The sequence below is a fragment of the Xanthomonas albilineans genome (genome assembly GCF_009931595.1).
Taxonomy (GTDB): Bacteria; Pseudomonadota; Gammaproteobacteria; order Xanthomonadales; family Xanthomonadaceae; genus Xanthomonas_A; species Xanthomonas_A albilineans.
This window is the reverse complement of the sequence record NZ_CP046570.1, coordinates 1845935-1871884: the sequence shown is the minus strand read 5'-3', so window position 1 is coordinate 1871884 and position 25950 is coordinate 1845935. Positions and strand designations below refer to the sequence as shown.

Genomic DNA, 25950 nt, shown 5'->3' with positions numbered 1-25950 from the left:
GAGGTGTTGCTGGTTATCGTGAAGTGCCTTCAATGATGTTCGCCAGTTCGTCGGGCGTAGCGATCAACACACCGAGAGACTCACGGAGCCAATCCCTGCGGCTGGCATGCAAAACTGATTTAAATCCAGCGTTTCTGCCAAAATCCAGAGTGCAGAACACGTCGTTACCATGGCCATAATGAGCAGCAATCGCATCACCATCTACCCACTCCGCCACCGCATCACTCAACTCCTTCTCCTCCGCATATTCCGCTGCGGCAATCATATAGGGCTGCAACCTTTGGCTTGGATTATTTTTGATAATATTAGCGCCAAGAGCTTGGATCTGATAGCCTCCGAGACCAAGACTTTCAATAGATTCTACTGCCTTGAAGGTGCGATCCAGTCGTTCCGATAGCTCGCTATCGGTCGCTTCCTGTGGCTTGTACCACTCATATGGTAGTCGCATAGCAGCAATGCGCGGAACATTGATAAACAAAAAGCCAAGCTTCCGTGCCTTTCCTAATGCATCTTCCAGCTTTGGATGCAGACTTGGAAAATGGCTGTAATCTGAAATGATATTGCAAGTTATTTCTATCTGGTTGACGCCGTTCTCGAAATTTACCTGCTCTTTCTGCCTTCTAGATATTATCTTGATACCACCAAGGAAGTCTTTCCTATGGGACTTTCGTAACGACTCGAGAGTGACGACCGAATCTAGGATGTATGGAGCAATGCGCTTGCTCTCGATGGCATCACGTATCGCTCTAAGAGAGTTCGCACTGTGGTGCACTTCGAGTTTATCTTGAACGACGATGCTCTCCCAAACATTTGAGTCGAACGTGACAGACATGCTGTGCATTGGATTGCTGCCTAAATGGTGATGAGCCATCCAGCCTATATTGGAGGACGGTTGGTATAAGTCAAACGTTGATGGCCTGGCCTGCTTGCCTCGGCCTCGGCTTAGGCGGTCGGCGGTCGGCACCGTCGTTCGATGCTCCCGCCTCAGACTTGCTTATGAATTCGAATTCATGCTAATGCTTTTGAGGACTGGGTTCAAGGTGAGGCGGCTACTGCACCACCATTCACCCAGAACCCAACTGTTCTCGGTTGAGGTTTTTTTCTGCCCGGAACCTCATGTTGGAGGAGCTTGCGGCATTGGCCTCTTGAACACACAAGAGGCAGAGTCGTGTGTTGATGCGGGTTTACGCGCCATCGGTTTGCTTCTTCGCATGCTCTAGCAGAGGCGACTGAGAATGCGATGCGAGTGGTACAAAAATCGTCTTTTTTGAAGTGTGAAGATTTCATAAATTCCGCCACACTCCGTCAGATCGGACCTATCGTATCGGCCCTGAGTGCATCGCGCATATCGAGGTCCGTCATTGGTAATGCGTTGCCGTCAAGTGGCTGAGCTGCATGGCTGTAGGGTGGTGTCTCTCAGGGGCGACTTGTTGTTGAAACCTTGCCGTTGGTCAAGATTGTCTGCTTCATTTGTCAACAGGTGACTGAACCGCCCCGGTTTCCGCGGAGGCTGTTTGGTTTAAGTCAGGCCGCCACGGCGGCGGTCTGACTGGCGAGTTGCCGGTAGTAGTTTGCCTCGGCCTCGGCTGGCGGGATGTAGCCGATGGGTTGGAGCAGGCGTTGGTGGTTGAACCAGGACACCCACTCCAGCGTGGCGAATTCGACGGCCTCCCTAGTTTTCCAGGGTGCCCGGCGGTGAATCAGCTCGGCTTTGTACAAGCCGTTGATGGTCTCTGCCAGCGCGTTGTCGTAGCTGTCGCCCTTGCTGCCTACCGACGGCTCAATGCCGGCCTCGGCCAGCCGCTCGGTGTAGCGGATGCTGACGTATTGCGAGCCCCTGTCGGAGTGGCAAACCAAGCTGTCATCGCGCTCAGGTTGCCGGGCATACAGGGCCTGCTCCAAAGCATCGAGCACGAAGTCCGTGCGCATAGAACTGCTCACTCGCCAGCCTACGATGCGACGAGCGAACACGTCGATGACGAAGGCCACATACAGCCAGCCCTGCCAGGTTGAGACGTAGGTGAAGTCGCTGACCCACAGCTGGTTCGGCCGCTCGGCACGGAACTGCCGATTGACCCGGTCCAGCGGGCATGGGGCCTTGGCATCGCCGATGGTGGTGCGCACGACCTTGCCGCGCACCACGCCGCGCAGCCCCATGCTGCGCATCAACCGCTCGACCGTGCAGCGGGCCACGACGACGCCTTCGCGTGCCAGTTGCCGCCACACCTTCTCGGCACCGTAGACCTGCATGTTGGCTTGCCAGACGCGCTGAATCTGCGGCATTAGCCGCTCGTCGCGTCTGGCGCGGATACAGCGCCTGCTGGGCTCGCGCAGTAGCGCGGCATGACGTCGATAGGCCGACGGGGCAACCTGCAGAACCTTGCAGAGCGGCTCGACCCCGAAGGCATTGCGATGCTGGTCGATGAAGGCCTTCACGACTTCAGTCGGCGGTCGAGCTCCGCCTGGGCGAAAAACGCACTGGCCAGCTTCAATATCTCGTTGGCCCGGCGCAGCTCCTTGACCTCGCGCTCGAGTTCCTTCATCCGCTGCGCCTCGCTGCTCGTCACGCCCTCACGCGCACCGGCATCGACCTCGGCGCGCTTGACCCATTCGTTCAGGGTCTGCGGCACGCAGCCAATCTTTGGGGCTATGGATTCAATGGCCGCCCACAGCGATTGGTACTCTCCGCGCTGCTCCTGCACCATCCTTACCGCGCGCTCGCGTACCTCGGGCGAGAACTTGTTCGACTTGCTCATGGCTCAATCCTCTCAGAGTGTTGAGCCTCCGCGGAAACCGGGGCGGTTCAAAGAAGCTAATGCTATGGGCATGGCGGCGCCGGCAGGTGCCGCCATGCGTTTTGAGCCTAGCGGCCAGTTCCCAATCCACATCATGTGCAAAGTGCTTCACGGGATTTTGTGGCGACGCGTATGCGATGACGTAGACAGCGATCCCTTGGTGATGTTTCGTTCGCCAGACTCTTGCCTTGATGAGATGTCTATTCGCTAATGGTAGTGAATCGATCACATTGAGTACGCTACGATAAGTGGCCAATTGCAATCCCATCGATAAGCGCTTTGGCTCACCCTTTAGAATGAGCCGGAACTCAGTATTGCACAGGTTGCTAAACGTCGCTGAGCTTAATGTGTCATACAGTCCATGGGTTTCGATGCCGAGCGGGTACAGTGCGTTCACGTACTCGTCGAGCAGCCTGGCCTGGATCATTCCAGTTCGTGTCGTTTCCATCGCTGCAGCATGCTGGCCCTTAGAGCGAAGGTGGGCCACGATGTCCTTACGCAGTTTGTTGATGTGTACAGTGATGTCGGTGTACTCGACGACGCGCCGTCTAAGGGTGCGTTCGGCTTGCAGATAACTGGCTTGTGCAAAATGTAGGGCTTCCTCTCGACCATGACGGAAGTACCGCGCTCTTTCAAACGCGGAGGACAAGCGGGAGCCGAAGACGAACATTCCCGTGGCGATTGCTGCAAGTGCCAGTTGTACGAAAAACGTGTCGTTGTTGTACGCGCCATACGCTTTTGCGTCGGGGAGCATGATGCCGATGGCAACGTTAGCCAGTACGATGCCGATTGCCGCTCCGCTCCAGCCGTGTAGCAGCGTCAACACGATTGCAGGAATAAGCATCATCGACATTAAAATTTGATGCAAGATAGTATCTTGGGCGGTGATTGCCATCATCAAAAGTGCTACCACCATTCCAGTGCCAAGGATGCCGTCCTTCAAAAGCCGGAAATTGGATTCCTTGTGTTCCTTGCGTCGTAGCCACAGCAGTGCAGGCATGATGAACATCAGCATACCCATGTAGTCGCCTAGCCAGTAACGTACAAGCACCTCTATTGGTGGAATATCAAGGACAGTGTAGCCATCGAACAAGGCATTCAAGGCGATGTTGCATAGAGTGCTCCAAAGTGACAGCGTCAATGCCAGCGGCAGCAGCAGGCATTCTTGCTCCAGCAGTCGCGCCATATGACGCCTTGCGGCATGTACGATCAGCGCCACGCATGGCATCAGTAGGAAGGGGCTCGTGTATGCCCACATTCGATTAGCGCCGTGCTCATGCACCATTGGCACGCGGATCATTAGCAGTGCTGCTGCATCGCCAATTAGTAGATAAGGCCATAGCCGGAAAGGCAGGAAGAGTAGAGTCGCTGCGCGCAGTCCTGCTGGTAAGTACCACTGGTCGACAGAGAGCTGCCAAGCGAGCAGAAAGGAAGCGCAGTAAGCCGCACTTAGCAAGAATCCCTTGGCGATGTTTTTTGTCATTCCACGCCTCTGCTGTCCTTGGCTTTTATGGCTGAAATATATTGCAAATTTCTCAGCGCTTGGTAGACATTTATATATTATTATTTTTTAATTCATTAAATATTTTATTCTTATATTTCAGGTGTGACTTGGTACGTATTTTTTTGGCATTCTTAAACGACGAATGTGCGCCTCGCCACTTGTTCGGCGGTTGTGATGGCATGAAGTAATTGGCCGTAGGCTTGCTTGATGAGAATTATTTTCATCAGCAGATAGATCAAGGTAAGGCCCAAAAGGAATGTCAATAGTATTCCAGTTTCAGGCGCCGAATTTACTAATGGTAGTGTAAACGGAAATCCCATCATGCAGATGTTCCATATCCATGTCATCAGCGATATGCGAGCTACACGCATGATGGCTTTGCGCAATTGCTTAGATTGCACCGTGTGCTTGCCACCGGATTGCAAGCACCTCCAAGTCACTGCTGCATGTACCACCAGCCGTGTCAGCATCGCCCCCATGCCAACATGCAGCAGGACCGCCACGCTGGCCAGCGTTTGGGCCAGCAAAAGCAGAAGGCTGTCTGATGCGCGGTAGGCCAGAATGGCCAGGCAGGTGGTGACCGAGAGAGCCAGGATGGTGATGGTCATCAGGTCGATGATCTGATGCACCGCCTTCTGCCACTGGAAGGGAGGTGATGGGACTTGCTCCACGGCCTGTTTGCTGTAGTCCATTGCATGGTTCCTTGTTGATAGGCTTGATTCAGCAGTGGAGAAGAGGCGTTCTGCTTTTTTTTGGAAATTTAGAATCTCTGAAATATCTGTTTTGTGCAATCTGTATAGCCGACTTTGCATTCACTACCGGGGTTATCTTTCTTGCAATTTGCAATGGCTCGGTTGCTTATTTCCTCAAGCGATGGTCCAGATTCGATGTTCGTCACGGCGTGTCCTCTTCGATCTGGCTCAGCAATTGCTATGCATTGATTTTCATAAGTTCGAATGATTTTGCATCTTCCATTATTTGAGCTTTCGCATTTTTCTAAAGCATCATTTTCCGCCTCTGCCTTACTCAGCTTTCCTGTGGATAAGCCAAAATCATCGCCTGTATCCGCCGCAACTGCCCCCCAAGTCTTAAGCCATTTCCCCGTAGGGCGTGGTTGCTGTGGCTGAGGATTGTCCTGCGGAATCGGAACACACGATGCCATGCTGCCATTGGATTGGGCAGGAAGTTGCCCAGGTGGGCAACCACCTTCTGCATTGGCATTCATGGAAAAAAGCAACGTTAAAGAAAAGATATAGGCGATGTATCTCATGGTTATTCCATAATTAAATATTGATATTTCATCATCTCGCTGGTGACAAGATCAAGCGCCATCACGGTTTTTTCCGGCTTGTCCACGTGATCCGGCTGGAGGGGGCGATTGAGTTATATATTTGTTTGCTCCGTGTAAGGCGCTCGAATGAGTGCTTGAAGCATTAGAGGTGTTTTCTCTTGCCTGCGGCGGCGTATACGACCCAGGCGGTTGCCCCTGCGGTCCGGGGACCGAGGCGGGATTGAAGACGGAGAAGTGCATGAAGTTGGCCATGCTGCCTTGCCACAATATTGCCCCGATTGGGGGTAGGACGACGATCAGGGTGGTGGCAATCAATCCTGCCCAGCCTTGCTGCAATGCCTGCGAGGACAAGCCTTCCGCATTGCCTAGCGAGATGACCTTCGCCCCCCAGTAGGCCAGCGCGATCCTGGCCGTCATCTTCAATACGATGGCGGTGACGACCGACAGCACCGACATCGAGAACAACGTGCCGATCACGTAGAACAGCCAGCGTTTGAACAGGTCCTTGGTCTGGTCGAAGATCAGGAACAGGATGAAGATCGGCCCCACCCCGATCAGGAAGGCCATGGTGAACTTGAACATCAGTAGCATCACCCCGGCCATGATCGGCGGGCCGGCGGTGCCGAAGCCGGCCAGCAGCAGCGCGTTTTCTTTCTTTTTGATGGTTTCCGGGTCGTTGGGGTCCACCTGGATCGCGTCCAAGGTGCTCAGCGCCAATTGCGTGTAGGTGAGGTTCTCGTCGATGGCGTCGGCGGCGGTGCTGTCCTTCTGGCCGGTGAACAGCCAATGGATTTCCTTATCCAGACCGTCGGTCATGGTTTTATGCAGCAGCGTGCCGTTGGCGCCGATGCCGGCGGCAATGCCCAGGATCACAGACACTTTGCCGGCCTTGATCATGGTCGCCATGGCCGATTCGCGTAATTGTCCGCTGGCGATGCGATAGCCCAGCAACAGCACCCAGAAGGTGGTGGCGGTCAACGCGATGACGCTTACCCACTGCATCGCGCGGGCCATCACGTCCATGCCGAAGGTGTCGATCTGGTTACTGAGGTAGTTGTTGATCAGCCGGAAGAAGACGTAATCCCCCAGACTGGTATCCGCCAGGGGGTGTAACCAATTCATCGATCCATCGAACATGCTCATGGCCTTGCGCCTTTATTGAGAGTGGTAAACGAAATCTAGTGAAGGGGGCGATCAGTGTGGCCGGGACGAGCCAGTGAGGCGCTGGCACGACCCGAACCAGATGCAACGCGCGTGGCAGATACCTGGCGCAATGGGCGCGCCAGGAACGTAGATTGCCCACACATGCATGCGCCCACGGCCGACGAGGGCTGGGGGTGTCCTGAAGCTGATTCGGGGGTGGGGTGCCTGCTCAAGCCATGGTCCTTATGCGCAGGTGATGCCGACGTGCAAGCCGTTATCCTATTGGATACGACATTGTGCTGGAGCTGTCAAACGCAGGTCCATCCGGGGGATGCAGCGCGCGCATGAGTCCGGCACTGGATCACAGTGCCCACCGCCATGCTGACGCTGCCGGCAATCAGCCGACACGGTTTGGGCGTACTAAGATCGCCATTCAAAATCCGGAGGGACCTCGCTCGATCAGCAGCCAGGGGCAGCGAGGTCCAGACCTTGCGCGGCTACCGACCGACCCTCCTGTACCGACTGGATATAGCCTTAGCAGACATTCCGCCGCAATCGCGCGCGCGCGCGAAAGGGGCGAATCGACTACATGCCCGCTCGGCAGGCGCTGGTGGTGTTCGAGGCAAGGCGGGCGAGGGAGGGCAATCGCAAGATGACGGCAAGACCGTAGCGGTAGGCCACCATGTGCGGAGCCCCCCGCACTGCATGGTGGGCGATCTACTGGCCCGAGAACCGATGCAGGCAGGGCAAGGGTGCTGGCAAACCTGTGGCAGAGCCGCCCGGTCAAGTAATCCAAGCGACCATGTCGTGGCGGTAACTTTGGCGGTATCTTTCGATATGGTTGCGCAAAACTGCTGATATCAATGGGTTTTCGTTGCCCACCTTCGCACCAAAAATCATTGCAACAAAGTCCATGGCATCCCGCTTGGCGTCGTCTTTGTAGGGCGGTGTCTCTGTAAATGAAACTTTGGCATATCCTGCGGTTCCGGTCACGTCGATCCGAAAATCCCCCGCACCCAGTGCGCCGTTCGCCATAGTCGACAGTGGGGATATGTTTGGGCGATAGGCAAATGTTTTCGGTACTGCATGTGGCGATGTGGCCCGAGCCAAGCGATTGGCCGCTTCTTCAGCGCGGATGCTGGGTTGTTCGCATGGGACGTTCGATGCTTTGCTCATTGGAAGTTCTCCAATAGCAGCGACTGCGAATCGATGTTCCACCAAATGGTGTGCCGGTCGGACATTCATGGCTACTCAGTAGCCGCTCTGCGCGTCACGCCTTTCGAACGCTACCTGATTGGAGTGGATCATCACGTCAGGGGCCTGCCTGTGCCGGCAGACATTCACCACTAGCGCCCGCAGCACCAGAAGTGCGCGTGTCGGAAAAGTACGGCTGGTGATACCGCTCGTTTTTAGCGGAACGTTGTCGGGAATCCCCGCCGGAGAGTATCCGGAAATTCTGACTTGAGATCAGGGTCCTCCTGATAATATTTCCTCTTTACGACAGCCATACTAGGTTCACCTAACGTAGGGACCGTCGCGTTTTCCCCGGAAAACAAGTAGGCAGGTCACTCGCCCCTGCGGGCCGAGCCTTGAGTAAGCTCGGCAAGGTACCTTTGATGACAAGATGATGTCTTTTCGCGGCGCATGGATAAATGTGCTTCGCGTCTGTTTTTTTGTCTACAAATGTGTATTGCTCTGAATAATTCACCCGGATAGTCTGCCACCGCGGCATTCGCTGCGATGGAGTTACATGATATGACCATCAGGATTTTTCTGGTCGATGATCACACTCTTGTTCGGACGGGAATGCGCCTGATTCTTTCGAATCAGGCCGACATGAAGATCGTTGGTGAGGCCGAAAGTGGAGAGGCGGCGATCCCGCAGATCCGTCAGTTGAAGCCTCACATCGTACTGTGTGATATGCATATGCCGGGCGTCAGCGGGCTCGAAGTCACCGAACGCATCGTTAAGGGTGACTACGGCACCAAGGTCATCATTGTCTCGGTGCTGGAGGACGGTCCATTGCCCAGGCGCCTGTTGGAAGCTGGTGCATACGGTTACGTTGGTAAGGCCAGCGATGCGCAGGAACTGCTGCGTGCAGTGCGCGATGTGGCGATGGGTAAGCGTTATCTCGGTGCGAACATCGCGCAGAATCTGGCACTGGCGAACCTTGAAGGTGGTGGTTCGCCGTTCGATGCACTGTCCCCACGTGAACTTGAAGTTGCTCTGCTTTTGACTCGTGGCTTGCGTCAGGAGGACATCGCAAAACGCCTGAGTCTCAGTGCCAAGACAGTGAATACGCACAAGGCGCGCTTGTTCGAGAAAGTCGGTATCCAAGACAATATCGCATTGGCACGTTTAGCCGCGCAGTACGGATTATTGGACCCGACGCATCCGCTATAGTGTGGGTGTATGGTTCCAATATAGATCGGAAGTGGCCTGCGCCCGTTTTCTCTTTCGCCATCTTCCGTGTATAGCCATGTTGTCTGGAGCCCGTGCAGGCGGCTTGCATGTTCTCCATCAGCGTCTTGGCCGGTCTGCGTGTGCGGCATGTATACGATGCTCGTTGGCATCGACAGCAGTTCGCCCTGCTGTCGACATGGCGAGATGATGAACGCAAGTCAGTTCCGCGGCGCCAGCATCAGCACGACAAGATGTTGCCTGTTTTGCACTGGGAGAGGGGAGAACAAAAAAGCGGCCCGAAGGTCGCTTTTTTGTGTTGGGGTGGGATCAGCTGCGATCCTGCTGCTCCTTGTTTTCGTCATCTTCGCCTTCTGTTTTGCGGCTGGGCTGGACGACAACAGGCGTGGTACCAGCAACCGGCGTCGACGTCGTGCCGACGTTGTGCCTAGGGACCGTTTCATGCGTGTTGGGCTTGAGTACGTCTAACAGCGTCGTTTGCACTGGGGCGTAGGTCGGCTTGACAGGCGCGGGGTCATCGTGACGCTGCGAGGCATTAGTGGCGGTTTCACGCGTTGCCGCGCTTGCCGGCGCAGTCATGCCGAACGGATCCGCGCCTCTCATCGGCGTCGCCACGACGCCGGCTGCTGGAGCTGGCGTGTCTGCCGCTTTGGGCTGCTCGATCATCTTGACTGGCGCCGTAGGCGCAGCGTCTGATGCGGTGGTGGGCGCGATTGCGGGCAGCTGCTCGGCTGCGCTTTCCATACGCATGGTAGGCGTGGTCTTGTCGACGATGAGCGTTGCCGATGCCGCGTCGGTATGGGCGCCAGACGCGTCGCTTGCCGCGTGGTCAGCAGTGCCCATTGCGGTTGTTAGTTGTGCTATTCCCTCGGCGGTTTCGTGGGTTGGAGGGGGAGCGGCCACTATTGCCTGAGTGAGTGTGACGCCCTGGGGTGGGGCGTTGTCCACGAAAGCTGATGACGCCGTGGCGGTCTGGTGTGTGGCTGCCTGCGTGTCGATGGCAGGCCGTTCGCGCCGGGGCTGCGGCTCGCGCTTTTCCTGCGGCGCAGGGGTTTCCTTGAAGGGTGACTGCGGCTTGACGTTGGTGCTATCGACGGTTACGTCGTCGTCGAAGTCGAATTCCGGCTGACTCCGGTTCGGTGCCGGTGTAGTCTCGCCATCGTTGTCTGCAGCATTCAAATCGATATCGTCTAGACCAGCAACCTCGCCCTCGCCGATAACGCCTGTTTCACCGTTGCCGCGTCGACGGCGGCGTCCGCCGCGGCGTCCGCGTCGGCGGCGGCCACCGGCCTCGCCGTTCACGTCGTCCCCATCGCTGTTCTCGCTTGCCAGCACGGACTGCCCGGTTTCCAGAACGCTTTCGTGCTCGTCGCCGTTGGCGTGTGGGGTGGCAGCGACGAGTGGGGCCAGGCTGGTTACGGCCTGAGCCTCTTGGCGCTGCGGTATATCACCGACCGCGACAGGAGGGGCGAAGGTGGCGGCATCCTGTGCCAGCGCGACAGGCGCCACGGGGACCGACGCAACCTGCTTAGCGTTTTCGTCGGTACGCGCTTGACGCTGCGACTTTTCGTTCTGCACCGCAGCCTGGGACGCTTCCTGTTGTGGTTTAGGCTGGCGTGGTGGGTTCTGCTGTTGCTGTTTCGGCGGCTTTGGAGTCTGCTGCTGCTTGGCTTGCTGCGACGTCTGCTCGTTGCGTGGGAGCTTGGGCGACGGATTCTGCTGGCCACCGCTCTGTACCGCGCCGTTGTTGCCAGTCCGGCGCCCGTTGCCACCGCCGTTGCCACGTCCCGCGTTGCCGCCCTGGCCACCGTTGCGCCGTGCATTGCGGTCATGACGGTCGCCGTTGCGGTTACGGTTTCCATCCTGCGGACGTTGGCGCTGTGCTGGTTCGGGTGCAGTTGGTGCCTGCGCCTGGTTTTCGCTGGCGCCGAAGATACGCTTCAGCCAGCCGACGATACCGATCGCTGGCGTGGCAGTTACCGAAGGGGGGGGCGGCATCAGTGCTGGTGCGGCGGTCGTCGCCTCGGCCGTTTCGCGTAATGGGGCAGGCTGCGAGTGCTGCACATGGGTTACCGCGGGCGCGGGCGGAATGTTGAGCTGTGCCTTGGTCAGGGCATGCACCGGTAGCTTGCGTGGCGTACCGCGCTGGTAACTTGGCTTGGTGCTTTCCTCGCCCAGTTCGTTCTCGCGTAGGCGAGTCACTTCGTAGTGCGGGGTTTGTAATTGCTCGTCTGCGACGATGACGATCGGCGCGTCGTGGCGCTTCTCGATCTCGCTGAGTGCTCGGCGCTTTTCGTTGAGCAGGTAGTTGGCGATCTCCACCGGGGCCTGCACCAGCACTTGCCCGGTGTTTTCCTTCATCGCGTGCTCTTCGGCGACGCGAATGATCGACAGCGACAACGACTCGACGCTGCGCATGCGGCCATGGCCATCACAGCGCGGGCATACGATCTGGCTGGACTCGCCCAGCGACGGACGCAGTCGCTGGCGGCTCATCTCCAACAGGCCAAAGCGCGAGATGCGGCCAATCTGTACGCGCGCGCGGTCGTACTTGAGCGCGTTCTGTAGGCGATTTTCGACCTCGCGTTGATGCTTGTTGGAGGCCATGTCGATGAAGTCGATCACCACCAGACCGCCAAGATCGCGCAGGCGCAATTGGCGCGCGACCTCCTCGGCCGCCTCCAGGTTGGTCTGGAACGCGGTGTCTTCGATGTCGCTGCCCTTGGTCGCGCGCGAGGAATTGACGTCCACCGCAGTCAGTGCCTCGGTCTGGTCGACGACGATCGAGCCGCCGGAAGGCAGGCGCACACTGCGCTCGTAGGCGGCCTCGATCTGCGACTCGATCTGGAAGCGGTTGAACAGCGGGATGTCATCGGTGTAGTGCTTGAGCTTGCGCAGGCTCTGCGGCATCACCTGTTGCATGAACTCCTTGGCATCGCCATACATTTCCACGGTATCGACGAGGATCTCGCCGATATCGGCACGCAGGTAATCGCGCAGGGCGCGAATGATCAGCCGTGATTCCTGGTAGATCAGGAAGGGAGCCGGCTTGGCCAGTGCGGCCTCGGCGATCGATTTCCACACCTGCAGCAGGTATTCCAGGTCCCACTGCAGTTCTTCGGCGTCGCGGCCGACACCGGCTGTGCGGATAATCACTCCCATGTCATCGGGGATGGTCAGCTTGTCCAGTGCTTCCTTCAGCGCAGCGCGGTCTTCGCCCTCGATGCGTCGGGAGACGCCGCCGGCACTGGGTGAATTGGGCATCAGCACCATGTAGCGGCCGGCCAGCGAGATGAAGGTCGTCAGAGCAGCGCCCTTGTTGCCGCGCTCTTCCTTGTCCACCTGCACGACGACTTCCTGGCCTTCGCGCAACAGTTCGCGGATCGTCGCCTTATTGTGGTCGACGCCGGCCTGGAAGTAGTCGCGGGAGATTTCTTTCAGCGGCAGGAAACCGTGACGCTCGCCGCCGTACTCGACGAAGGCTGCTTCCAGCGAGGGTTCGAGCCGGGTGATGCGGCCCTTGTAGATGTTGGATTTCTTCTGTTCCTTGGACGGCTGTTCGATGTCGATGTCGTACAGGGTCTGGCCGTCCACGATAGCCACACGCAGTTCTTCTGCCTGCGTGGCGTTGATCAGCATACGTTTCATTGATTGCGTTCCTCGCGCTGCTACCGCGCGGAACACCATGGGGTTTCGCTTCTGGTCACGCTTCGCCGCCCATCGCGCAGGCGCGGGGAGGGCGGCTTGAGCTTCCAGCGCTACGACACCACGGCGAGCCGCGGGAGCGCTTCTTTTGGGTGGTTCAGGGCCGGTGGCGAACTCCAGCCAGGCTGGGGCGCCGCACGGGGCATGTTCAGCGCGGACGTTGGGGGCGTCCGGCGATGGCGGGGCAGGCCGGTGAGCCGCTAACATGGCCGCCCCGAGGGCGGTGGTCGCGCACTGTGCCGGAAACGTCGCAAGCCGGGCTTCTGGCCCTTAGCTAACTTCGAACGAAATCAAACCCTTATCTCGCCCCCCGAGTGTAACAGAATAAACCGCCCAATGACTTCTCCTCCGGTTCCTCCAAAGTTGCGCGACGTCGCGACCAGTGCGGTGCGCATTCTCAAGGTTCCCGAGGATCGGGCTGGACAGCGGGTGGACAATTTTTTGCTCGGCCAACTCAAGGGCGCGCCGCGTAGCCTGATCTACAAGCTGATGCGCAGCGGTCAGGTGCGGGTCAACGGTGGCCGTACCAAGGCCGAGCGTAAGCTGGAGGTAGGCGACGAGGTGCGCATTCCGCCAGTGCGGTTGCAAGAGGAAGGTGAAAAAACTGCGCCGCCGGCGGCATTCATGGAGCGGTTGGAAGCAGCGATTGTCTATGAGGACGCGCGGCTGCTGGCGCTGAACAAGCCCTCGGGGGTGGCCAGTCACGGCGGCAGCGGGATCAGCTTCGGTGCCATCGAGACCCTGCGCGCCCTACGTCCGAATCAGACGCTGGAACTGGTCCACCGGCTCGATCGCGACACCTCCGGCCTGTTGATCGTGGCCAAGAAGCGCTCGGCATTGACTGAATTACAGGCTTTGATGCGCGAAGACGACCAGGTGCAGGGTCGCGGCATCGGCAAGCGCTACCTGACCTTGTTGGTCGGGCGCTTGCCCGACGGGACGATGACGGTGGAAGTGCCGCTGCATATCGGTCTGCGCCAGGGGGGCGAACGTCATGTGCAGGTGCATGCGGCGGGCAAGCCCTCGTTGAGTCATTTCCGTATGCTGGAACGACGCGGAGGGCATTCTTATTGCGAAGTGCGGATCGAAACCGGCCGAACCCATCAGATCCGCGTTCATGCCCAGCATCTCGGTTACCCGGTTGCTGGTGACGACAAGTATGGCGATCCCGAGGTCAACAAGCGATTGCGCGAGCACATTGGACTCAAACGCCTGTTCTTGCACGCGGCGTCTTTGGAGTTCACTCTGGATGGCGGCAAGGCCCCCTACCTGTTGAATGCGCCGTTGGCTGACGAACTGAGCGAGGCACTGAGCCGATTGGGGGGCTGATCTTGCCGTGCCGGGCGGCGTTGTCGCCGCCCGGCACCGAACATTCAGCCGTTGTGGTGGTCGTGATGCTCGTGGCGCTCGCCGTTATGCGACGGCATCGGTCGCATCGCCTGTTGCGGCTGTTCAGCAGAGCGTGGCATGGCCATCTGCGGCGGCGGGGCGAAGCGAACGACCCGTTGCTCCTGCATCCGCTGTTCCTGCATGTGTTGTTCTTGCAGGTGTTGTTCGGGCATGCGCTGTTGCGGCATGATCGGCCGCATGGCCTCGCGCGGCATTTCTTGCGCACGTGCTTGATATGCAGGTGCTGCGGGTTCGTGCCAGGTTTGTACGTGCTGAGGCTGCGCCACTGTTGCTTGTCGCAGTGGTTGCGTGTGCGCCATATCGCGCGCGAACGTCTCGCGGGCGAAATCCGGCTGCATGCCTGGATTGCCGTGACGGGGAGGCTCGACGATCCGCGAGGAAGGCATGCCGGGGTTTTCGGCGAATGTGCCTGCCTGCCTCGCTTGCGGCATGGGTTGGCCGCGGAAATTCGGCAGCGGCATCGGTTGGGAAGTCCGTAACCCGTTCGGCTGTGCCATCGCCAGAGTGTGCAGGGGCATGCGTGGATCGCGTGCCGCCTGTGCGGTGAATAGTGGGCCTGACGGCTGTAGCCGTTGCGACGGTGGCATCGCCGCTACTGGACGTCCCGCCTGCAGCATCTGCGCGGTGAAGTGCGGCATGGTTTGCGGCATCGATCCGGGCATGATACGGGCATGCGTCGGGGCAAATGTGCTCGTCGGCATGCCCATACGCGTCCCCATCGCCGCTGCGGTGGTCAGCGCAGCAGCCGTTGGCCGCGCCACAGGGCCGGACTGCGACGCGGTGGTGATGCCCACGCCCATCGGAATCGGAGCCGCGTTGTTATGTACGAAGGTGCGTGCGTCGATACGGTTGTTGATGATGGTCGTGCGCGGGGCGTAGACGCTGTTGTTGTACACTACGTAGTTCGGTACCGATGGTGGCGCGTTCCAGTTCACTCCCCAGTTGTTCCAGCCCCAGCTGTGCCAGGCGGGCTCCGGTTCGAACCAGCCGAACATGCGGTGGTGATGGTGTTCGAGCGCCTCGCCGATCAGCACGCCGACCCCGAAGGAAATGATGCCTGTGGTCACCAGGTCGCCGGTATCGTAGTAAGGGCGTGGCGGACGGTAGCGGTACTCGCGGTACACGCCGATCGGTTCGCCGTAGACCACCTCGGGATCGTAGCGCGGCACGTAGACCACGTCCGGTTGCGCCGGTTCGATCACGATGGTGCGGCTCGGTGGCGGCACTGCGTCGGGATAGGGGGCCGGTTCCACGAAGGTACGCTGCACCACGTGTACGCGCTGTTGCGGCGTGTTGCGCAGGTGCCCTTGCGCTTGCGCGCGCTCACGCATGACCTGGACCGCGTCTAGAACCTGGTTGGGATCGTGCGCATAGGCATCGCCAAGTGAGCGGGTCCAGTCGCCGTTGCTTGCCAATTGGTCGACAACATCGGGGAAGGCGGTCAGGGCCTTGACGCTGGGATCCCAGGGTTGCATGGCCGAGGCTTGCAGGCGGTCGGCTGCTCTCATGCTACGGTTGTTGCGTAGCCAGTCCTGTGCCGCCATGACCTGGTCCGGATAGACCGAAGCGGCGAGCGTCTGCGCCAGCAACTTGTCGGGGAACAAGGCGATTGGCGCCACCAACTGGTACAACTGATCTGCCGTTGGCGGGACGTAGGTTGCAGGTGCCGGAGCGGGGGCGCTCTGTGCCGGTACTTGAGCGATGGCGCTCTGTTCTGGTGTCGCAGCGGGTTGCCGCTGGCATGCGCCGAGCGCAAACACGCTCAGGGCAGTGACCAATGCGACTTTGGTGGGAGGCAGTGAGCGGATCTCCATGCGGTACCTCATCAAGCAGGATTGGGGGGCTTGTGTGCGCAGCATGCCTTGCGTCAGGTGTCTGCCAGCTTGCTGAAAACGCACTCTGCGACAACATGCTGGCTTACGTTCAGGTGGTGTCAGCGCACCCTTTCAGGCAGACGCTTTCAGCACGCGCTCATGGTGGCGAGGCCTTGGATGTTGCTCGGATTGGACGCACGTCGATGGCGGATTCGGCATGCAGGCGTGCATCGCCGCAGCCCCCTGCGGCGACCCCATTGACTTGATCGAATCAGCCGCTGTGTTTGGACTGTGCGTCGAGAGCGAAGCAGCGGTCCGGGCGCGGTTGCGGTGGGGTGAAGTTGACCGGCACCTGGATCGTCCACGGTACCGCTTGGCCGTTGCGGGTGGCAGGGTTGAACATCCATCCGCGCACGGCTTGTTGCGCCGCTGCGTCCAATGCGGGCTGTCCGCTGCTGTCGACCACGTTGACGTCGGTGGGTTTGCCCTGCACACCGACCACCACCTTCAGCACGACTTTGCCGCCGAGTCCGGCGCAGGCCAGTTTGATTGGGTAATCCGGCGGTGGCGTTCGCACCGCCGCGACCTCGGTCGGCGCCTGCGTCGCGGCCTGACGCTGGGATTGCGACGATTGACCGCAGCCGCTCAGCAGCAAGGCGCTCATGCAGGCGAGGGGAACAAGAGAGCGGGAAACGGCTGGCATACGGTTCACTCCGAAAGGGCTGACGCTTTGGCGGCGCAGATGAAGTCGTTCTCGCTGAGGCCCCCGACGTCGTGGGTGGAATAGCGCACCACCACGCGGTCGTAGTGCACGCCAAGGTCGGGATGGTGGTCTTCGCGATGCGCGATCCAGGCCAGCGCGTTCACGAACGCGAGTGTGCGGTAGTAATCCGGGAAGCGGAACGTGCGACTGATCGCTATGCCGCTCTCGACCAATTCCCAACCGGGCACCTGCGGTAGCAATTCCGCCAGGCGTGCCTGGGTGAGTTTGTATTCGCTCCCCTTGCGGGGCGAACAATGGGCCTGCGCGAGCGTGATCAGGTCGTTCATGATGGAGTTTTTACGGCGAAGTGGCTGAATATGCCGGAAAAGGACAGTGCTGATGATGAGCCAATGACATGCGAAAGGCTAGAATAGCCCCATGATCCAGATCTCAGACAGCGCCCAGGCCCATTTTCGTAAACTGCTCGAACGCGAGGCGGTGCCTGGCATGGGCGTACGCCTGAGCGCGGTCGATCCGGGAACTGCACGTGCCGACGCGCGACTGGAGTTCGCAGAACCGGCCGACTTGGCCGGCGACGAATGGGCGATTGATTGCGCTGGTTTTACCTTGTATGTGGCCGCCGACAGTGTTGCTTGGCTGGACGGAGCCGAGATCGACTATGTCGCCCAGGGAACCGGCCAGCAATTGACGATCAAGGCGCCCAGGATCAAGGGCGAGGCGCCGGGCGAGGCGGCCTCGCTGGTTGAACGGGTGCGCTGGGTCGTGGAAAACGAGGTCAATCCGCAATTGGCTGAGCATGGCGGCCGCGTCGCGGTGCAGGAAGTGTCTGCCGATGGTGTGGTGGTGTTGCGTTTTGGTGGCGGATGCCACGGTTGCGGTATGGCGGATGTGACGCTGAAACAGGGCATCGAGAAGACCCTGATGGGGCGCGTGTCCGGCGTAACCGCCGTGCGCGACGCGACTGACCACGACAGCGGCAGCGCACCGTACATTCCGCGCGATACGGTTGCCTGACCCTGGGCGCTTGGTGACACGCGCCGCCGACATTCTCGACGCGCTGTTGGCGCGTATGCCAGGTGAGTTGCCGTGCGACCCTCTGACCGGGTTGCCGTACAGTTGGGCGCGTTGGTTCGCATCGCAACCGGTCGCGACACGGACGTTCGTGGCGTCCGAGCTGATCGCGGCATTGCCGCAGCCACTGCCGGCGGTCCCGATGCGCCTGCCTGCACTGAGTCCATGGCAGGCATTCCGCCGGCTATGGTGGCAGCACTGGGATCCGGCACCGCACGACCAGCGTTGGTGGCGATGCACTGCGGTGTTACTCAGCCTGTTGTTGCATCTACTGTTCGCGGTGTTCTTGTTGTGGGTTGCGTTCGTGCGCTGGTTGCCGTTGCATACCGACAATGGCGAGGCAAGCCGCGTGCAGGTGGAGTTCGTCGGTCGCGGTACGCCCGCCGAGACGGGGGGCGGTGCGTCGGCACCGGTGACGACACCGCAAAAGAATGCAGCGCCCGTTAGCGCCACGCGTGTTCCACATCCCGTCGTCAAGCGCACACGCAGCACAGCCAAGACCTCGACATCGCCTGCTGCCGTGGCGACCGACAGCGCCAACGCGCCGATCGCGGCCAACAGTCCGCCGCCGCCAGAGCAGTCGCTGCAGGTCACCGAAACGTCGGTGCCTACCAGCGATTTCGTATTGCCGCCGCCGCCCCGCTTGCGCACACCGGTGCCGACGCCGCGATCGATCGTACCGCCTGAGATTCAGGTGCCGGAACGCGATGTTCAGGTGGTCACCGAAGTACCCGCCTTGGCGCAGATCCGCCCGCGCGAGGTCGTCGTGCCGCGACCGGCCGCGCCGACGCCGCAGGTGCGCGAACGCGAAGTGCCCGCACCACTACCGCAGGTGCAGGTCCAATCACCGCAGATGCCGACCCAGATGCCGATGCCGGAACTGCCTGAACCGCAGACACCGCAGGTGCGGCAGATCGAGGTCCCGACACCTGCGACAGCCAGCGTACCGGGGTCCGCGTTGCCCGCTGCCACGACAGTTAAGGAATCAAGTGCCCCTGCTGTGGCGACGGCGTCGGCGACACAAGCCAGCACTCCAAACACGCAGCAGGCTACACCCGCACCGGCATCCGCGACAGCGCCACCTGGTCAGCGTACCGCTACGCCAGGCAGTGGTCCGGCGACCACCGCTCGCGACGGCGGTTGGGCCACGCCGCAGCGTAGCGACGACTGGGGTGCGGCGGCGCGCAACCGGGCCGGCGATGCCGGCGGCGGCGCGCGTAACGGCTTGTTCAATGGCGACGGCAGTATCCGCTTGGCCGACGGAGCTGGCGCGAACAAGACAGCCGAGCGCGGCGCGCCGGGGGCCGACACCGATACCTGGACGCGCGAGCGCATCGCCAACGCCGGCCAATGGCTCAAACGCCCACCATACGACTACACGCCGACGTCCTTCGACAAGTATTGGCTGCCGAATGCGACCTTGCTGGAGGAGTGGGTGCGACGCGGGATTCAGTCTGTCAGCATCCCTATCCCGGGCACCGGAAGCAGCATCAAGTGTGTGATCTCGATTTTGCAGGTCGGTGGCGGATGCAGCATCACTGATCCCAATCTCAACGATCAGCCGGCGGGTGCGCGGCCGCCGCCAAAAGTACCGTTCAAGCCAGCATTGCAAGAAGACAACGGCAGCCGCTGAGCATGGCCGTCGCGCATGCGCGACGGTCTCGCGCTCAGTTCACACCATGCAGATCGCGCAACTTGGTGGTGCGCGAACCAAAGTAGGCCGCTAGATCGGCGATGTCCTGGTCGCTCAGTTGCGCCGCTTGTTGACTCATCAAGGGGTGCTGGCGGTCGCCGCTGCGGTAGGCCTGCAGCGCATGGGCGAGATAATCGCCGTATTGGCCGCCGAGCTTGGGGTAGGTCGGGTCGATTGGCGCGTTGCCCTCGGCGCCGTGGCAGTTGATGCAGTTCTGCCCTGTGGCCTTGCCCTTGGCCTGGGCGAGTTTTTCGCCGATGGCGATGCGTCCGCCGGGGAGTCCGGCGGAGGAGCCGGCCCCATGCTCGCCACTGGCGTGGCCAGGATCGCCGGCCGAGGTGCTGGAGGATTCCACCTGCGATTGCGAACATGCCCCCAACCACAGGGTTGCAAGCAGGACGATGGCGGGACGCAGAGCGTGCGCGGCGTTCGACATGGGAAAGCCTACTTGAGAGTGGACAGGAAAGCGGCGATGTCGGCGATATCCTGCTCCGAGAAGCTTTCCGCCTGCGCCTGCATGGTTGGGTGCTTGCGCTTGCCGAGTCGGTATTCGGTCAGTGCCTGTGTCAGGTATTGCGCCGATTGCCCGCCGATCTTGGGGATGCGGTAGCTGGGATAGGCATTTTTGTAGCCGGTAACCCCGTGGCAACCCTGGCAGGTGTAGGTCAGCAATCGGCCATTGGCGGCATTGCCTTGCACAGGTGCGGAGGTGGCAGGAGCGGTGGGCGTTGGCGCGCTTTGCGCCATGGCCGGGACGACCCCGATAGAAACAAGTATGGCCAGAGCAAGACAAGCGGCTAGCGGCTGCGTGCGCATGGTTTCGTGGTCCGGAAGGACGGGACGGGTGTACGGCGTGAGGGAATACGGAACGACCCGAGTATAGCCTTACCTTTCGTGGCTCCGAAACTGGCCACGAGCGATATGTGTGGACAGGGCAATTTGCCGCATGTGATGCTAATCAATATCGCATGCGTGGTTCGCTCGCTCGACAATTGCGACTCCACAGCTGCCGCCAGCCATCCAGTGGCTAGATTGGTTTTGGGACACGGCTTCAGCCCCGAAGCGCTGCACTGCCGTTGCTTATAGCGCCGCCATGACACAAGGCGTTGGCGCCGTAGGCCATGAGGAAAAGCCCGGTTGCCATGGTGGACTCAACTGGCCAGTTTGCTCAGGATGCGAAATCCGGCCAGCCATACGCCCAGCATGCTGCCCAGATTGGTCAGCAGGAAGGTCAGCACCACCCGCGAGACCCGGTTGCGGTACCAGCCCCGCAGGCTCTGCGCATCGTCGCGCAGTGCGAGGAAGTCGCCGTAGGCCGGTTTGCGCATGTGTACTTCCACCAGCGCGCTGAATGCACCAGCAGGAACCCCGGGCCGAAATGGTTTCAGCGGTGCGGCGATGGCACCGGCGATCACACTCAGTGGATGGCCGCCGGCCAGCAGGCAGCCCAGCCCGGCCAGCCCGCCAGTGAACAGTACCCACTGCTGGAGCAAATCGGTGCCCAGCGCGAAGCCGCCGTGCCAGTATCCCCAGGCCACGCCACCGAGCACCAGCGTGGTCAGGGTCAGGGTGATCCAGGGAACTTTCTTTTGGGTCGGTGCGTCTTCCAGCGTCTTGCGCAGCGTTGCCGGGTCGTCTTGATCGCTCTGCAGGTGTTTGGCCATACCGGCCAGATGGCCGGCGCCGACGACCGCCAGGACTTCGCGCACGCTGTGGCGATGCGCCTCGCCGTGCGCGTGTTCTTCGCGCAGGCGTGTGGCCATGTAACGGTCGCGCTCGGCAATGATGGTTGCGTATAGCTCTGGGCTTTCGCTGGCGAAATCGCCGAAGCTGGCTTCGAGCATGTCGCCTTGTTTGAGCTTCTCGATCTCTGCTTCGCCGACTTCCTCTGAAGCGAACAGGCCGCCGAGCAGGCCGCTGGCAAGTTTGAGCTTGCCGAACAAGCCGAGTCGGCTGGAAGCACGCTTGAAGGTCAGCCCGACCTCGCGATCCACCAGATATACCGGCAACTGCCGTTCGCGTGCCAGCAGCACCGCGCGTTTGAGTTCGGCGCCAGGTTCGATGCCGAGCTGTTCGGCCAAGCGGCGTTGATAGGCGGCCAGCGCAAGGTTGGCCGCGAACAGGGCCACGCGTCCTTTGCGGATCACCTGCACCAGATCCAGCTTGGTCAGCGCGTCAGGATCGGTGAGCGCCTGCAAGCGTTGCGGATCCAGTTCCACCGCTACCGCGTCGAAGCGGCCGCTCTCGATGGCACGCTCGACAACCGCGACGCTGGCCTGGGAGACGTGCGCAGTCCCGAGCAAGGTGTAGCGGACCCCGTCGCGTTCGACGATGCGGTACGGTTGGTCGGCGAATAGTGCGTCGTCGGCCTGGGGGAGTGCGTTCATGCCATTACTCGTCGGAAGGGCCTGGTCGGCGCCATGGCGCAACAGGCGTTGTGGTGTTGTGTTGAGGTCGGCAGGTACTTAAGACCTAGTGACCGGCTCGGTGTGCTGTACGCGGGAGCATCCCGTTCAATGCGCTCGGCGGGTTCAGTCGATATAACGCTTGAGCAGGTCGCCATACGCGTCGATGCGACGGTCGCGCAGGAACGGCCAGATCCGTCGGACATGTTCGCTGCGCTGCAAGTCCACCTCGCAGACCAGCACCGTCGGGTCGGTTCCGGCCTCGGCGATGAATTCGCCCTGTGGACCCAGCACGTGGCTGTTGCCCCAGAACTGGATGCCCGATGCCCCGAGCGGCGATGGTTCGTGGCCGACCCGATTGCAGCTCAGCACCGGGATGCCATTGGCGACGGCATGGCCGCGGTGACTGAGTACCCAGGCATCGCGCTGGCGTTCCTGTTCGGCCTGCGCGTCGTCGGGGTCCCAGCCGATCGCGGTCGGGTAGAGCAGCAGCTCGGCACCGGCAAGCGCCATCAAGCGTGCCGCCTCCGGATACCATTGGTCCCAGCACACCAGCACGCCGAGACGACCGACCGAAGTCTGGATCGGGGTGAAGCCCAGATCGCCCGGGGTGAAGTAGAACTTCTCGTAGAAGCCCGGATCGTCGGGAATGTGCATCTTGCGGTATTTGCCGAGCAGGTTGCCGTCCTTCTCGAACACCACGGCAGTATTGTGGTACAGGCCCGCAGCGCGGCGCTCGAACAACGAACCGACCAGGACCACGCCGTGGCGCTTGGCCAGCGCGCTCAGGCGCTGGCTGCTGGGACCGGGAATCGGCTCGGCAAGATCGAATGCTTCGACCGACTCGTGCTGGCAAAAATAGGCGCCATTGTGCAATTCCTGCAGCAATACCAGACGCGCGCCCTGCGCGGCTGCTTCGGCGACACGCGATTCGATCGCGCTCAGGTTCGCTGCGGCATCGCCATGGTTACGCTCCTGGATCAGCGCAACGGAAAGAGAATGTCGGGTCATTACGGAGATGAGGGAGATCGGCGAAAGCATGCATGGTAGCGCGGATGGCTGCGCGGCAGCGCCTGGGCAGATGAACTGTGATGCAGGCGCAGAGGCCGGATCGCGGTGTCTCGGTCTGGTATTTGCGTTATACGCACCCAGACGAATCAGGTGCATTGCCATTGGGCGGTACTTGCTGGTCGATGCCGGCTGTGAGCCATGCTCCTCCGCACGCGGCCAAGCCGGCCATGCGAACGCACATTCAGTGCGCAAGTGCCCCAGCGGGCAGTTGCATGGTGATGCAGTGCAGGCTGCCGTTCTGCCAGATCAATGCCCGGCATGGGATCGGCACGATCTCATGCTGCGGGAACGCCTGCGCCATCACCGCTTGCGCCTGTGCATCGGCGGCGTCGCCGTAGGCCGGCATTAGCACTGCGCCATTGACGATTAGAAAATTGGCATAGGACGCGGCCAGACGCCGGTCTTGGTCGATCACCGGCTGCGCCCAGGGGAGCGGGAACAGTCTGTAAGGACGTCCATCGATGGTGCGTAATGCCGCCAGTTCGGCCCCCATCGCCTGCAGTTCGGCGTAATGCGAATCGTCGGCGTCGTCGCAGGCCTGGTAGACGATCACATCCTCACTGGCGAAGCGGGCGAGGGTGTCGATATGCGCATCGGTGTCGTCGCCTTCCAGATAGCCGTGCTCCAACCACAGTACCCGCTGTTGTGCCAGCCAGTCGGCTAGATCGTGGTTAAGCGATGCGCGCGTGCGCTGCGGATGCCGCTCGTGCAGGCATTGCCAGGTGGTCAGCAAGGTGCCGGCGCCGTCGCAATCGATGGCCCCGCCTTCCAGCGCGAAATCGATACGGCGCACTGTGTTGTCGGCGAACAGGCCTTGCGCGGCGAGTAGGCTCACCAGTTGGTCGTCCAGGCTCGCCTGGAATTTCCCGCCCCAGCCGGTGAAGCGGAAATCCAGCAACTGGAAGCCACCGTCCGCACGTGTCAGGGTAATCGGGCCTGAATCGCGCAGCCAAGTGTCATCGTATTGAGCCTCCACGAATCGCACCCGCTGCATGTCTACCCGTGCCGAGCGCAGTCGTGCCTCGGCATAGGTCTGCAAATCTGCGTCGGCGACGCAGATCGCGACGTGCTGAAAACGCACGATCGCCGCGACCAGCGCGATGTACGTCTCCTCGACCTCAGCCAGACGCGCGGCCCAGTCGGTGCCGGCATGCGGCCAGGCGATCAAAATAGCGGATTGGGGCTCCCATTCTGCTGGAAGACGCAGGTTGTCGCTCATGGTGGATCGTCGCTCAGGTACTGCCCGGGCGAAGCCGGGGGAGGGATCAATTTCTCGTATAGCGCCACGCTGGGGCTTGCACGGGGCCGCTCGTCGCGAGAGGCATAGGCTTGGCCGCTCCAGCCAGTGGTGTGCCCTGGCTGGCTTGGTTACGCTGGCCGTTGTTGCGAAAGTTGGCTGCGGCTGCGCGTCAACGGATCGCCGGTTTTGGGCCGATCTCGTTGGGGTCCACCTTATTGGCGACCACGTCGACGACCTTTTGCTTCTCGAAGTACACGGTGAAAGCGGGGTAGACCCAGCGGTTGATGGTCGGCCATTGCCGCTTCTGGCCGCCGCGTGGTTCCAGCGTCTGTTGCGGGGTGCCGTAGCGCGCCTGCACCTGGCTCATGCTCAGCCCACGCGTTGGCATCGACGCGACAGGTTCCTGTCTGACCCGGTCCACAAGAAGCGTCTCGGCGTGGGCGCCGCCGGCTAGGCCTAGGGCGGTCAGCAGCGGCAAGATGAACAGACGGTGCTTCATCACGTGTACTCCCCAGAGGACGGAAGAACGATTACAGCAAACTTCGGCAACAAAAAACCGCCCGAAGGCGGTTTTCGTCGAACGCCAGCCATCGCTACGCACGGCGCGGCGAGCAGTCTTGCAATCAGCGCTGGCGCGCCTTGAAGCGGGGGTTCGTCTTGTTGATCACGAAGACCTTGCCGCGGCGGCGGACAACCTTGCAGTCGCGGTGACGGGCCTTCGCCGACTTCAGGGAGGAAAGGACTTTCATGGCACACCTCGGCGTAAACGTGTGGATTCGAAGGGAGGCGGCACGGACAAAGCCGTGGCGCTAGATGAGTGATCCAGCAATCATAGCCTGTTTTTCTTCATTGTTTCAACTGCTTGCGCCAGTCGGTTGGACGTCGGCGCTACAATGCACCGCCAACGCTCCGAGGAACCGCATGAACGAACCCTCTCCCGTCCTGACCCTCGATGGCCCATCCGGAGCCGGTAAAGGCACCGTCAGTCGCATCGTCGCGGCGCGACTTGGGTGGCATTACTTGGATTCGGGTGCGCTGTATCGGGCGGTCGGAGTCGCGGCTAGTTGGGCCCACCTGGACATCTCCGATGCTGCCGCGCTGGTGCGCTGTACCTTCGATACCCGTGTGGACTTCGAGGAAGTTGCCGACCGTGGTTTGCGGGTTTTGGTCAATGGCGTTGATGCCACCGATGAGCTGCGTTTGGAAACCGCTGGCGGGGTAGCCTCTGCGATCGCCGCCATCCCGGAGGTGCGCTCGGCGCTAAAGCAGCGCCAGCGCGCATTTCGCTGCCCGCCGGGGCTGGTCGCCGATGGTCGTGATATGGGGACAGTGATTTTCCCCGATGCGCCGTACAAGGTCTTCCTGACCGCCAGTGCCGAGGAGCGCGCCCAGCGCCGGCATAAGCAGTTGAAGGAAAAAGGGGTTTCCGTTATATTCGGTGACCTGCTGCGCGAGATCATGGCCCGCGACGCACGCGATGCCCAGCGCGCAGTGGCGCCGCTGAGGCCGGCAGACGATGCCGTCCTCCTGGATACCACTGGCATGGACATCGACCAGGTGGTGGGCCGCGTCATGCAGTTGTTGCACGTTTGAGCGGTGCGGAGGGTGGTGCGGTGGCGAAGCGGGCCATTGTCCGCCTTGCCAGTCGTTCCCAAGACACGCA

At 60.7% G+C, this 25950-nt stretch carries 23 protein-coding genes and 1 other annotated feature; of the genes, 5 read left to right on the top strand and 18 right to left on the bottom strand.

The window, feature by feature from the left end:
• Nucleotides 1–13: 13 nt before the first annotated feature.
• The 7 genes from XaFJ1_RS07785 to XaFJ1_RS07755 all read right to left on the bottom strand — a co-directional run bounded on the left by XaFJ1_RS07785 (nt 14) and on the right by XaFJ1_RS07755 (nt 7909).
• Nucleotides 14–832 carry a hypothetical protein gene (locus XaFJ1_RS07785; protein WP_155394435.1) on the bottom strand — a complete coding sequence of 273 codons (819 nt, stop codon included), beginning with the start codon at nt 830–832 and terminating at the stop codon, nt 14–16.
• A gap of 692 nt (nt 833–1524) precedes the next feature.
• Nucleotides 1525–2756, bottom strand: a protein-coding gene (locus XaFJ1_RS07780; protein WP_425478926.1) for an IS3 family transposase whose coding sequence is annotated in 2 segments (ribosomal slippage) — nt 1525–2465 and nt 2465–2756 — 1233 coding nt in all. Because the reading frame shifts where the segments join, the coding sequence is not laid out codon by codon here.
• Nucleotides 2362–2478 (bottom strand) — a sequence feature (AL1L pseudoknot). Its footprint overlaps the gene before it by 117 nt.
• Nucleotides 2656–4278 (bottom strand): MASE1 domain-containing protein, encoded by a 1623-nt coding sequence (locus XaFJ1_RS07775; RefSeq protein ID WP_012916123.1) that lies wholly within the window; start codon nt 4276–4278, stop codon nt 2656–2658. The genes XaFJ1_RS07780 and XaFJ1_RS07775 overlap by 101 nt, the downstream gene beginning before the upstream one ends.
• Nucleotides 4279–4430: 152 nt before the next feature.
• Nucleotides 4431–4991, bottom strand: coding sequence for a hypothetical protein (locus XaFJ1_RS07770; RefSeq protein ID WP_012916122.1), 561 nt, complete (start codon nt 4989–4991; stop codon nt 4431–4433).
• Nucleotides 4992–5059: 68 nt separating this feature from the next.
• Entirely contained in the window at nt 5060–5569 is a 510-nt protein-coding gene (locus tag XaFJ1_RS07765) for a DUF4189 domain-containing protein (protein WP_080929706.1), read from the bottom strand.
• A 51-nt stretch (nt 5570–5620) separates the two neighbouring features.
• The gene (locus XaFJ1_RS07760) at nt 5621–6733 is read right to left on the bottom strand and encodes a TrbL/VirB6 family protein (RefSeq protein WP_012916121.1); all 1113 of its coding nucleotides are present in this window, start codon (nt 6731–6733) and stop codon (nt 5621–5623) included.
• Nucleotides 6734–7516: 783 nt separating this feature from the next.
• Nucleotides 7517–7909, bottom strand: coding sequence for a hypothetical protein (locus XaFJ1_RS07755; protein ID WP_155393668.1), 393 nt, complete (start codon nt 7907–7909; stop codon nt 7517–7519).
• A gap of 579 nt (nt 7910–8488) precedes the next feature.
• Between XaFJ1_RS07755 and XaFJ1_RS07750 the strand changes: the two genes are divergently transcribed.
• Nucleotides 8489–9136 carry a response regulator gene (locus tag XaFJ1_RS07750; protein WP_012916119.1) on the top strand — a complete coding sequence of 216 codons (648 nt, stop codon included), beginning with the start codon at nt 8489–8491 and terminating at the stop codon, nt 9134–9136.
• Nucleotides 9137–9463: 327 nt separating this feature from the next.
• Here the strand turns inward: XaFJ1_RS07750 and XaFJ1_RS07745 are convergent, their stop codons facing one another.
• Nucleotides 9464–12793 (bottom strand): ribonuclease E/G, encoded by a 3330-nt coding sequence (locus XaFJ1_RS07745; RefSeq protein WP_045761472.1) that lies wholly within the window; start codon nt 12791–12793, stop codon nt 9464–9466.
• 402 nt (nt 12794–13195) lie between these two features.
• On the opposite strand from XaFJ1_RS07745, the gene XaFJ1_RS07740 reads away from it, so the two are divergent.
• A complete protein-coding gene (locus XaFJ1_RS07740) occupies nt 13196–14188 on the top strand; it encodes an RluA family pseudouridine synthase (RefSeq protein ID WP_012916117.1) in 993 nt (330 codons plus the stop codon).
• A gap of 44 nt (nt 14189–14232) precedes the next feature.
• Here the strand turns inward: XaFJ1_RS07740 and XaFJ1_RS07735 are convergent, their stop codons facing one another.
• The 3 genes from XaFJ1_RS07735 to XaFJ1_RS07725 form a co-directional block, all read right to left on the bottom strand.
• Nucleotides 14233–16083, bottom strand: coding sequence for a DUF3300 domain-containing protein (locus XaFJ1_RS07735; RefSeq protein WP_012916116.1), 1851 nt, complete (start codon nt 16081–16083; stop codon nt 14233–14235).
• Between the two features lie 271 nt (nt 16084–16354).
• Entirely contained in the window at nt 16355–16747 is a 393-nt protein-coding gene (locus XaFJ1_RS07730; protein WP_230598251.1) for an energy transducer TonB, read from the bottom strand.
• Between the two features lie 44 nt (nt 16748–16791).
• A complete protein-coding gene (locus XaFJ1_RS07725; RefSeq protein ID WP_012916114.1) occupies nt 16792–17133 on the bottom strand; it encodes a 4a-hydroxytetrahydrobiopterin dehydratase in 342 nt (113 codons plus the stop codon).
• A 91-nt stretch (nt 17134–17224) separates the two neighbouring features.
• Between XaFJ1_RS07725 and XaFJ1_RS07720 the strand changes: the two genes are divergently transcribed.
• Complete coding sequence (locus XaFJ1_RS07720) at nt 17225–17821, top strand: NfuA family Fe-S biogenesis protein (RefSeq protein WP_012916113.1); 597 nt, start codon at nt 17225–17227, stop codon at nt 17819–17821.
• Between the two features lie 55 nt (nt 17822–17876).
• Nucleotides 17877–19511, top strand: coding sequence for a hypothetical protein (locus XaFJ1_RS07715; RefSeq protein ID WP_080931588.1), 1635 nt, complete (start codon nt 17877–17879; stop codon nt 19509–19511).
• Nucleotides 19512–19545: 34 nt separating this feature from the next.
• On the opposite strand, the gene XaFJ1_RS07710 is transcribed toward XaFJ1_RS07715, so the two are convergent.
• From XaFJ1_RS07710 to ykgO, 7 genes are all read right to left on the bottom strand, one after another.
• Nucleotides 19546–20007, bottom strand: a complete 462-nt coding sequence (locus XaFJ1_RS07710) for a c-type cytochrome (RefSeq protein ID WP_012916111.1) — start codon at nt 20005–20007, stop codon at nt 19546–19548.
• A gap of 8 nt (nt 20008–20015) precedes the next feature.
• On the bottom strand, nt 20016–20387 hold the full coding sequence (locus tag XaFJ1_RS07705; RefSeq protein WP_045756873.1) for a c-type cytochrome: 372 nt from the start codon (nt 20385–20387) through the stop codon (nt 20016–20018).
• 335 nt (nt 20388–20722) lie between these two features.
• Entirely contained in the window at nt 20723–21958 is a 1236-nt protein-coding gene (locus XaFJ1_RS07700; RefSeq protein ID WP_012916109.1) for a TraB/GumN family protein, read from the bottom strand.
• A gap of 144 nt (nt 21959–22102) precedes the next feature.
• A complete protein-coding gene (locus XaFJ1_RS07695; RefSeq protein WP_045756872.1) occupies nt 22103–22987 on the bottom strand; it encodes a carbon-nitrogen hydrolase in 885 nt (294 codons plus the stop codon).
• 241 nt (nt 22988–23228) lie between these two features.
• Nucleotides 23229–24266 (bottom strand): agmatine deiminase family protein, encoded by a 1038-nt coding sequence (locus XaFJ1_RS07690; RefSeq protein WP_012916107.1) that lies wholly within the window; start codon nt 24264–24266, stop codon nt 23229–23231.
• 190 nt (nt 24267–24456) lie between these two features.
• Nucleotides 24457–24786: a hypothetical protein gene (locus tag XaFJ1_RS07685; RefSeq protein ID WP_012916106.1), complete on the bottom strand. Its 330-nt coding sequence runs from the start codon at nt 24784–24786 to the stop codon at nt 24457–24459.
• A 124-nt stretch (nt 24787–24910) separates the two neighbouring features.
• Nucleotides 24911–25036, bottom strand: coding sequence for a type B 50S ribosomal protein L36 (ykgO, locus tag XaFJ1_RS07680; protein ID WP_003468676.1), 126 nt, complete (start codon nt 25034–25036; stop codon nt 24911–24913).
• 172 nt (nt 25037–25208) lie between these two features.
• Here ykgO and cmk point away from each other — a divergent pair, with 172 nt between their 5' ends.
• Nucleotides 25209–25880: a (d)CMP kinase gene (gene cmk, locus XaFJ1_RS07675; RefSeq protein WP_012916105.1), complete on the top strand. Its 672-nt coding sequence runs from the start codon at nt 25209–25211 to the stop codon at nt 25878–25880.
• The last annotated feature ends 70 nt before the right edge of the window (nt 25881–25950 follow it).

Coding starts and splice junctions, on each gene's coding strand:
- XaFJ1_RS07745 (WP_045761472.1), bottom strand. CDS start 12,793: ATGCTGATCAACGCCACGCAGGCAGAAGAACTGCGTGTGGCTATCGTG.
- XaFJ1_RS07775 (WP_012916123.1), bottom strand. CDS start 4,278: ATGACAAAAAACATCGCCAAGGGATTCTTGCTAAGTGCGGCTTACTGC.
- cmk (WP_012916105.1), top strand. CDS start 25,209: ATGAACGAACCCTCTCCCGTCCTGACCCTCGATGGCCCATCCGGAGCC.
- XaFJ1_RS07700 (WP_012916109.1), bottom strand. CDS start 21,958: ATGAACGCACTCCCCCAGGCCGACGACGCACTATTCGCCGACCAACCG.
- XaFJ1_RS07735 (WP_012916116.1), bottom strand. CDS start 16,083: ATGGAGATCCGCTCACTGCCTCCCACCAAAGTCGCATTGGTCACTGCC.
- XaFJ1_RS07755 (WP_155393668.1), bottom strand. CDS start 7,909: ATGAGCAAAGCATCGAACGTCCCATGCGAACAACCCAGCATCCGCGCT.
- XaFJ1_RS07760 (WP_012916121.1), bottom strand. CDS start 6,733: ATGAGCATGTTCGATGGATCGATGAATTGGTTACACCCCCTGGCGGAT.
- ykgO (WP_003468676.1), bottom strand. CDS start 25,036: ATGAAAGTCCTTTCCTCCCTGAAGTCGGCGAAGGCCCGTCACCGCGAC.
- XaFJ1_RS07750 (WP_012916119.1), top strand. CDS start 8,489: ATGACCATCAGGATTTTTCTGGTCGATGATCACACTCTTGTTCGGACG.
- XaFJ1_RS07690 (WP_012916107.1), bottom strand. CDS start 24,266: ATGAGCGACAACCTGCGTCTTCCAGCAGAATGGGAGCCCCAATCCGCT.
- XaFJ1_RS07765 (WP_080929706.1), bottom strand. CDS start 5,569: ATGAGATACATCGCCTATATCTTTTCTTTAACGTTGCTTTTTTCCATG.
- XaFJ1_RS07695 (WP_045756872.1), bottom strand. CDS start 22,987: ATGACCCGACATTCTCTTTCCGTTGCGCTGATCCAGGAGCGTAACCAT.
- XaFJ1_RS07715 (WP_080931588.1), top strand. CDS start 17,877: ATGCCAGGTGAGTTGCCGTGCGACCCTCTGACCGGGTTGCCGTACAGT.
- XaFJ1_RS07720 (WP_012916113.1), top strand. CDS start 17,225: ATGATCCAGATCTCAGACAGCGCCCAGGCCCATTTTCGTAAACTGCTC.
- XaFJ1_RS07785 (WP_155394435.1), bottom strand. CDS start 832: ATGTCTGTCACGTTCGACTCAAATGTTTGGGAGAGCATCGTCGTTCAA.
- XaFJ1_RS07705 (WP_045756873.1), bottom strand. CDS start 20,387: ATGCGCACGCAGCCGCTAGCCGCTTGTCTTGCTCTGGCCATACTTGTT.
- XaFJ1_RS07740 (WP_012916117.1), top strand. CDS start 13,196: ATGACTTCTCCTCCGGTTCCTCCAAAGTTGCGCGACGTCGCGACCAGT.
- XaFJ1_RS07710 (WP_012916111.1), bottom strand. CDS start 20,007: ATGTCGAACGCCGCGCACGCTCTGCGTCCCGCCATCGTCCTGCTTGCA.
- XaFJ1_RS07725 (WP_012916114.1), bottom strand. CDS start 17,133: ATGAACGACCTGATCACGCTCGCGCAGGCCCATTGTTCGCCCCGCAAG.
- XaFJ1_RS07770 (WP_012916122.1), bottom strand. CDS start 4,991: ATGGACTACAGCAAACAGGCCGTGGAGCAAGTCCCATCACCTCCCTTC.
- XaFJ1_RS07730 (WP_230598251.1), bottom strand. CDS start 16,747: ATGAGCGCCTTGCTGCTGAGCGGCTGCGGTCAATCGTCGCAATCCCAG.
- XaFJ1_RS07685 (WP_012916106.1), bottom strand. CDS start 24,786: ATGAAGCACCGTCTGTTCATCTTGCCGCTGCTGACCGCCCTAGGCCTA.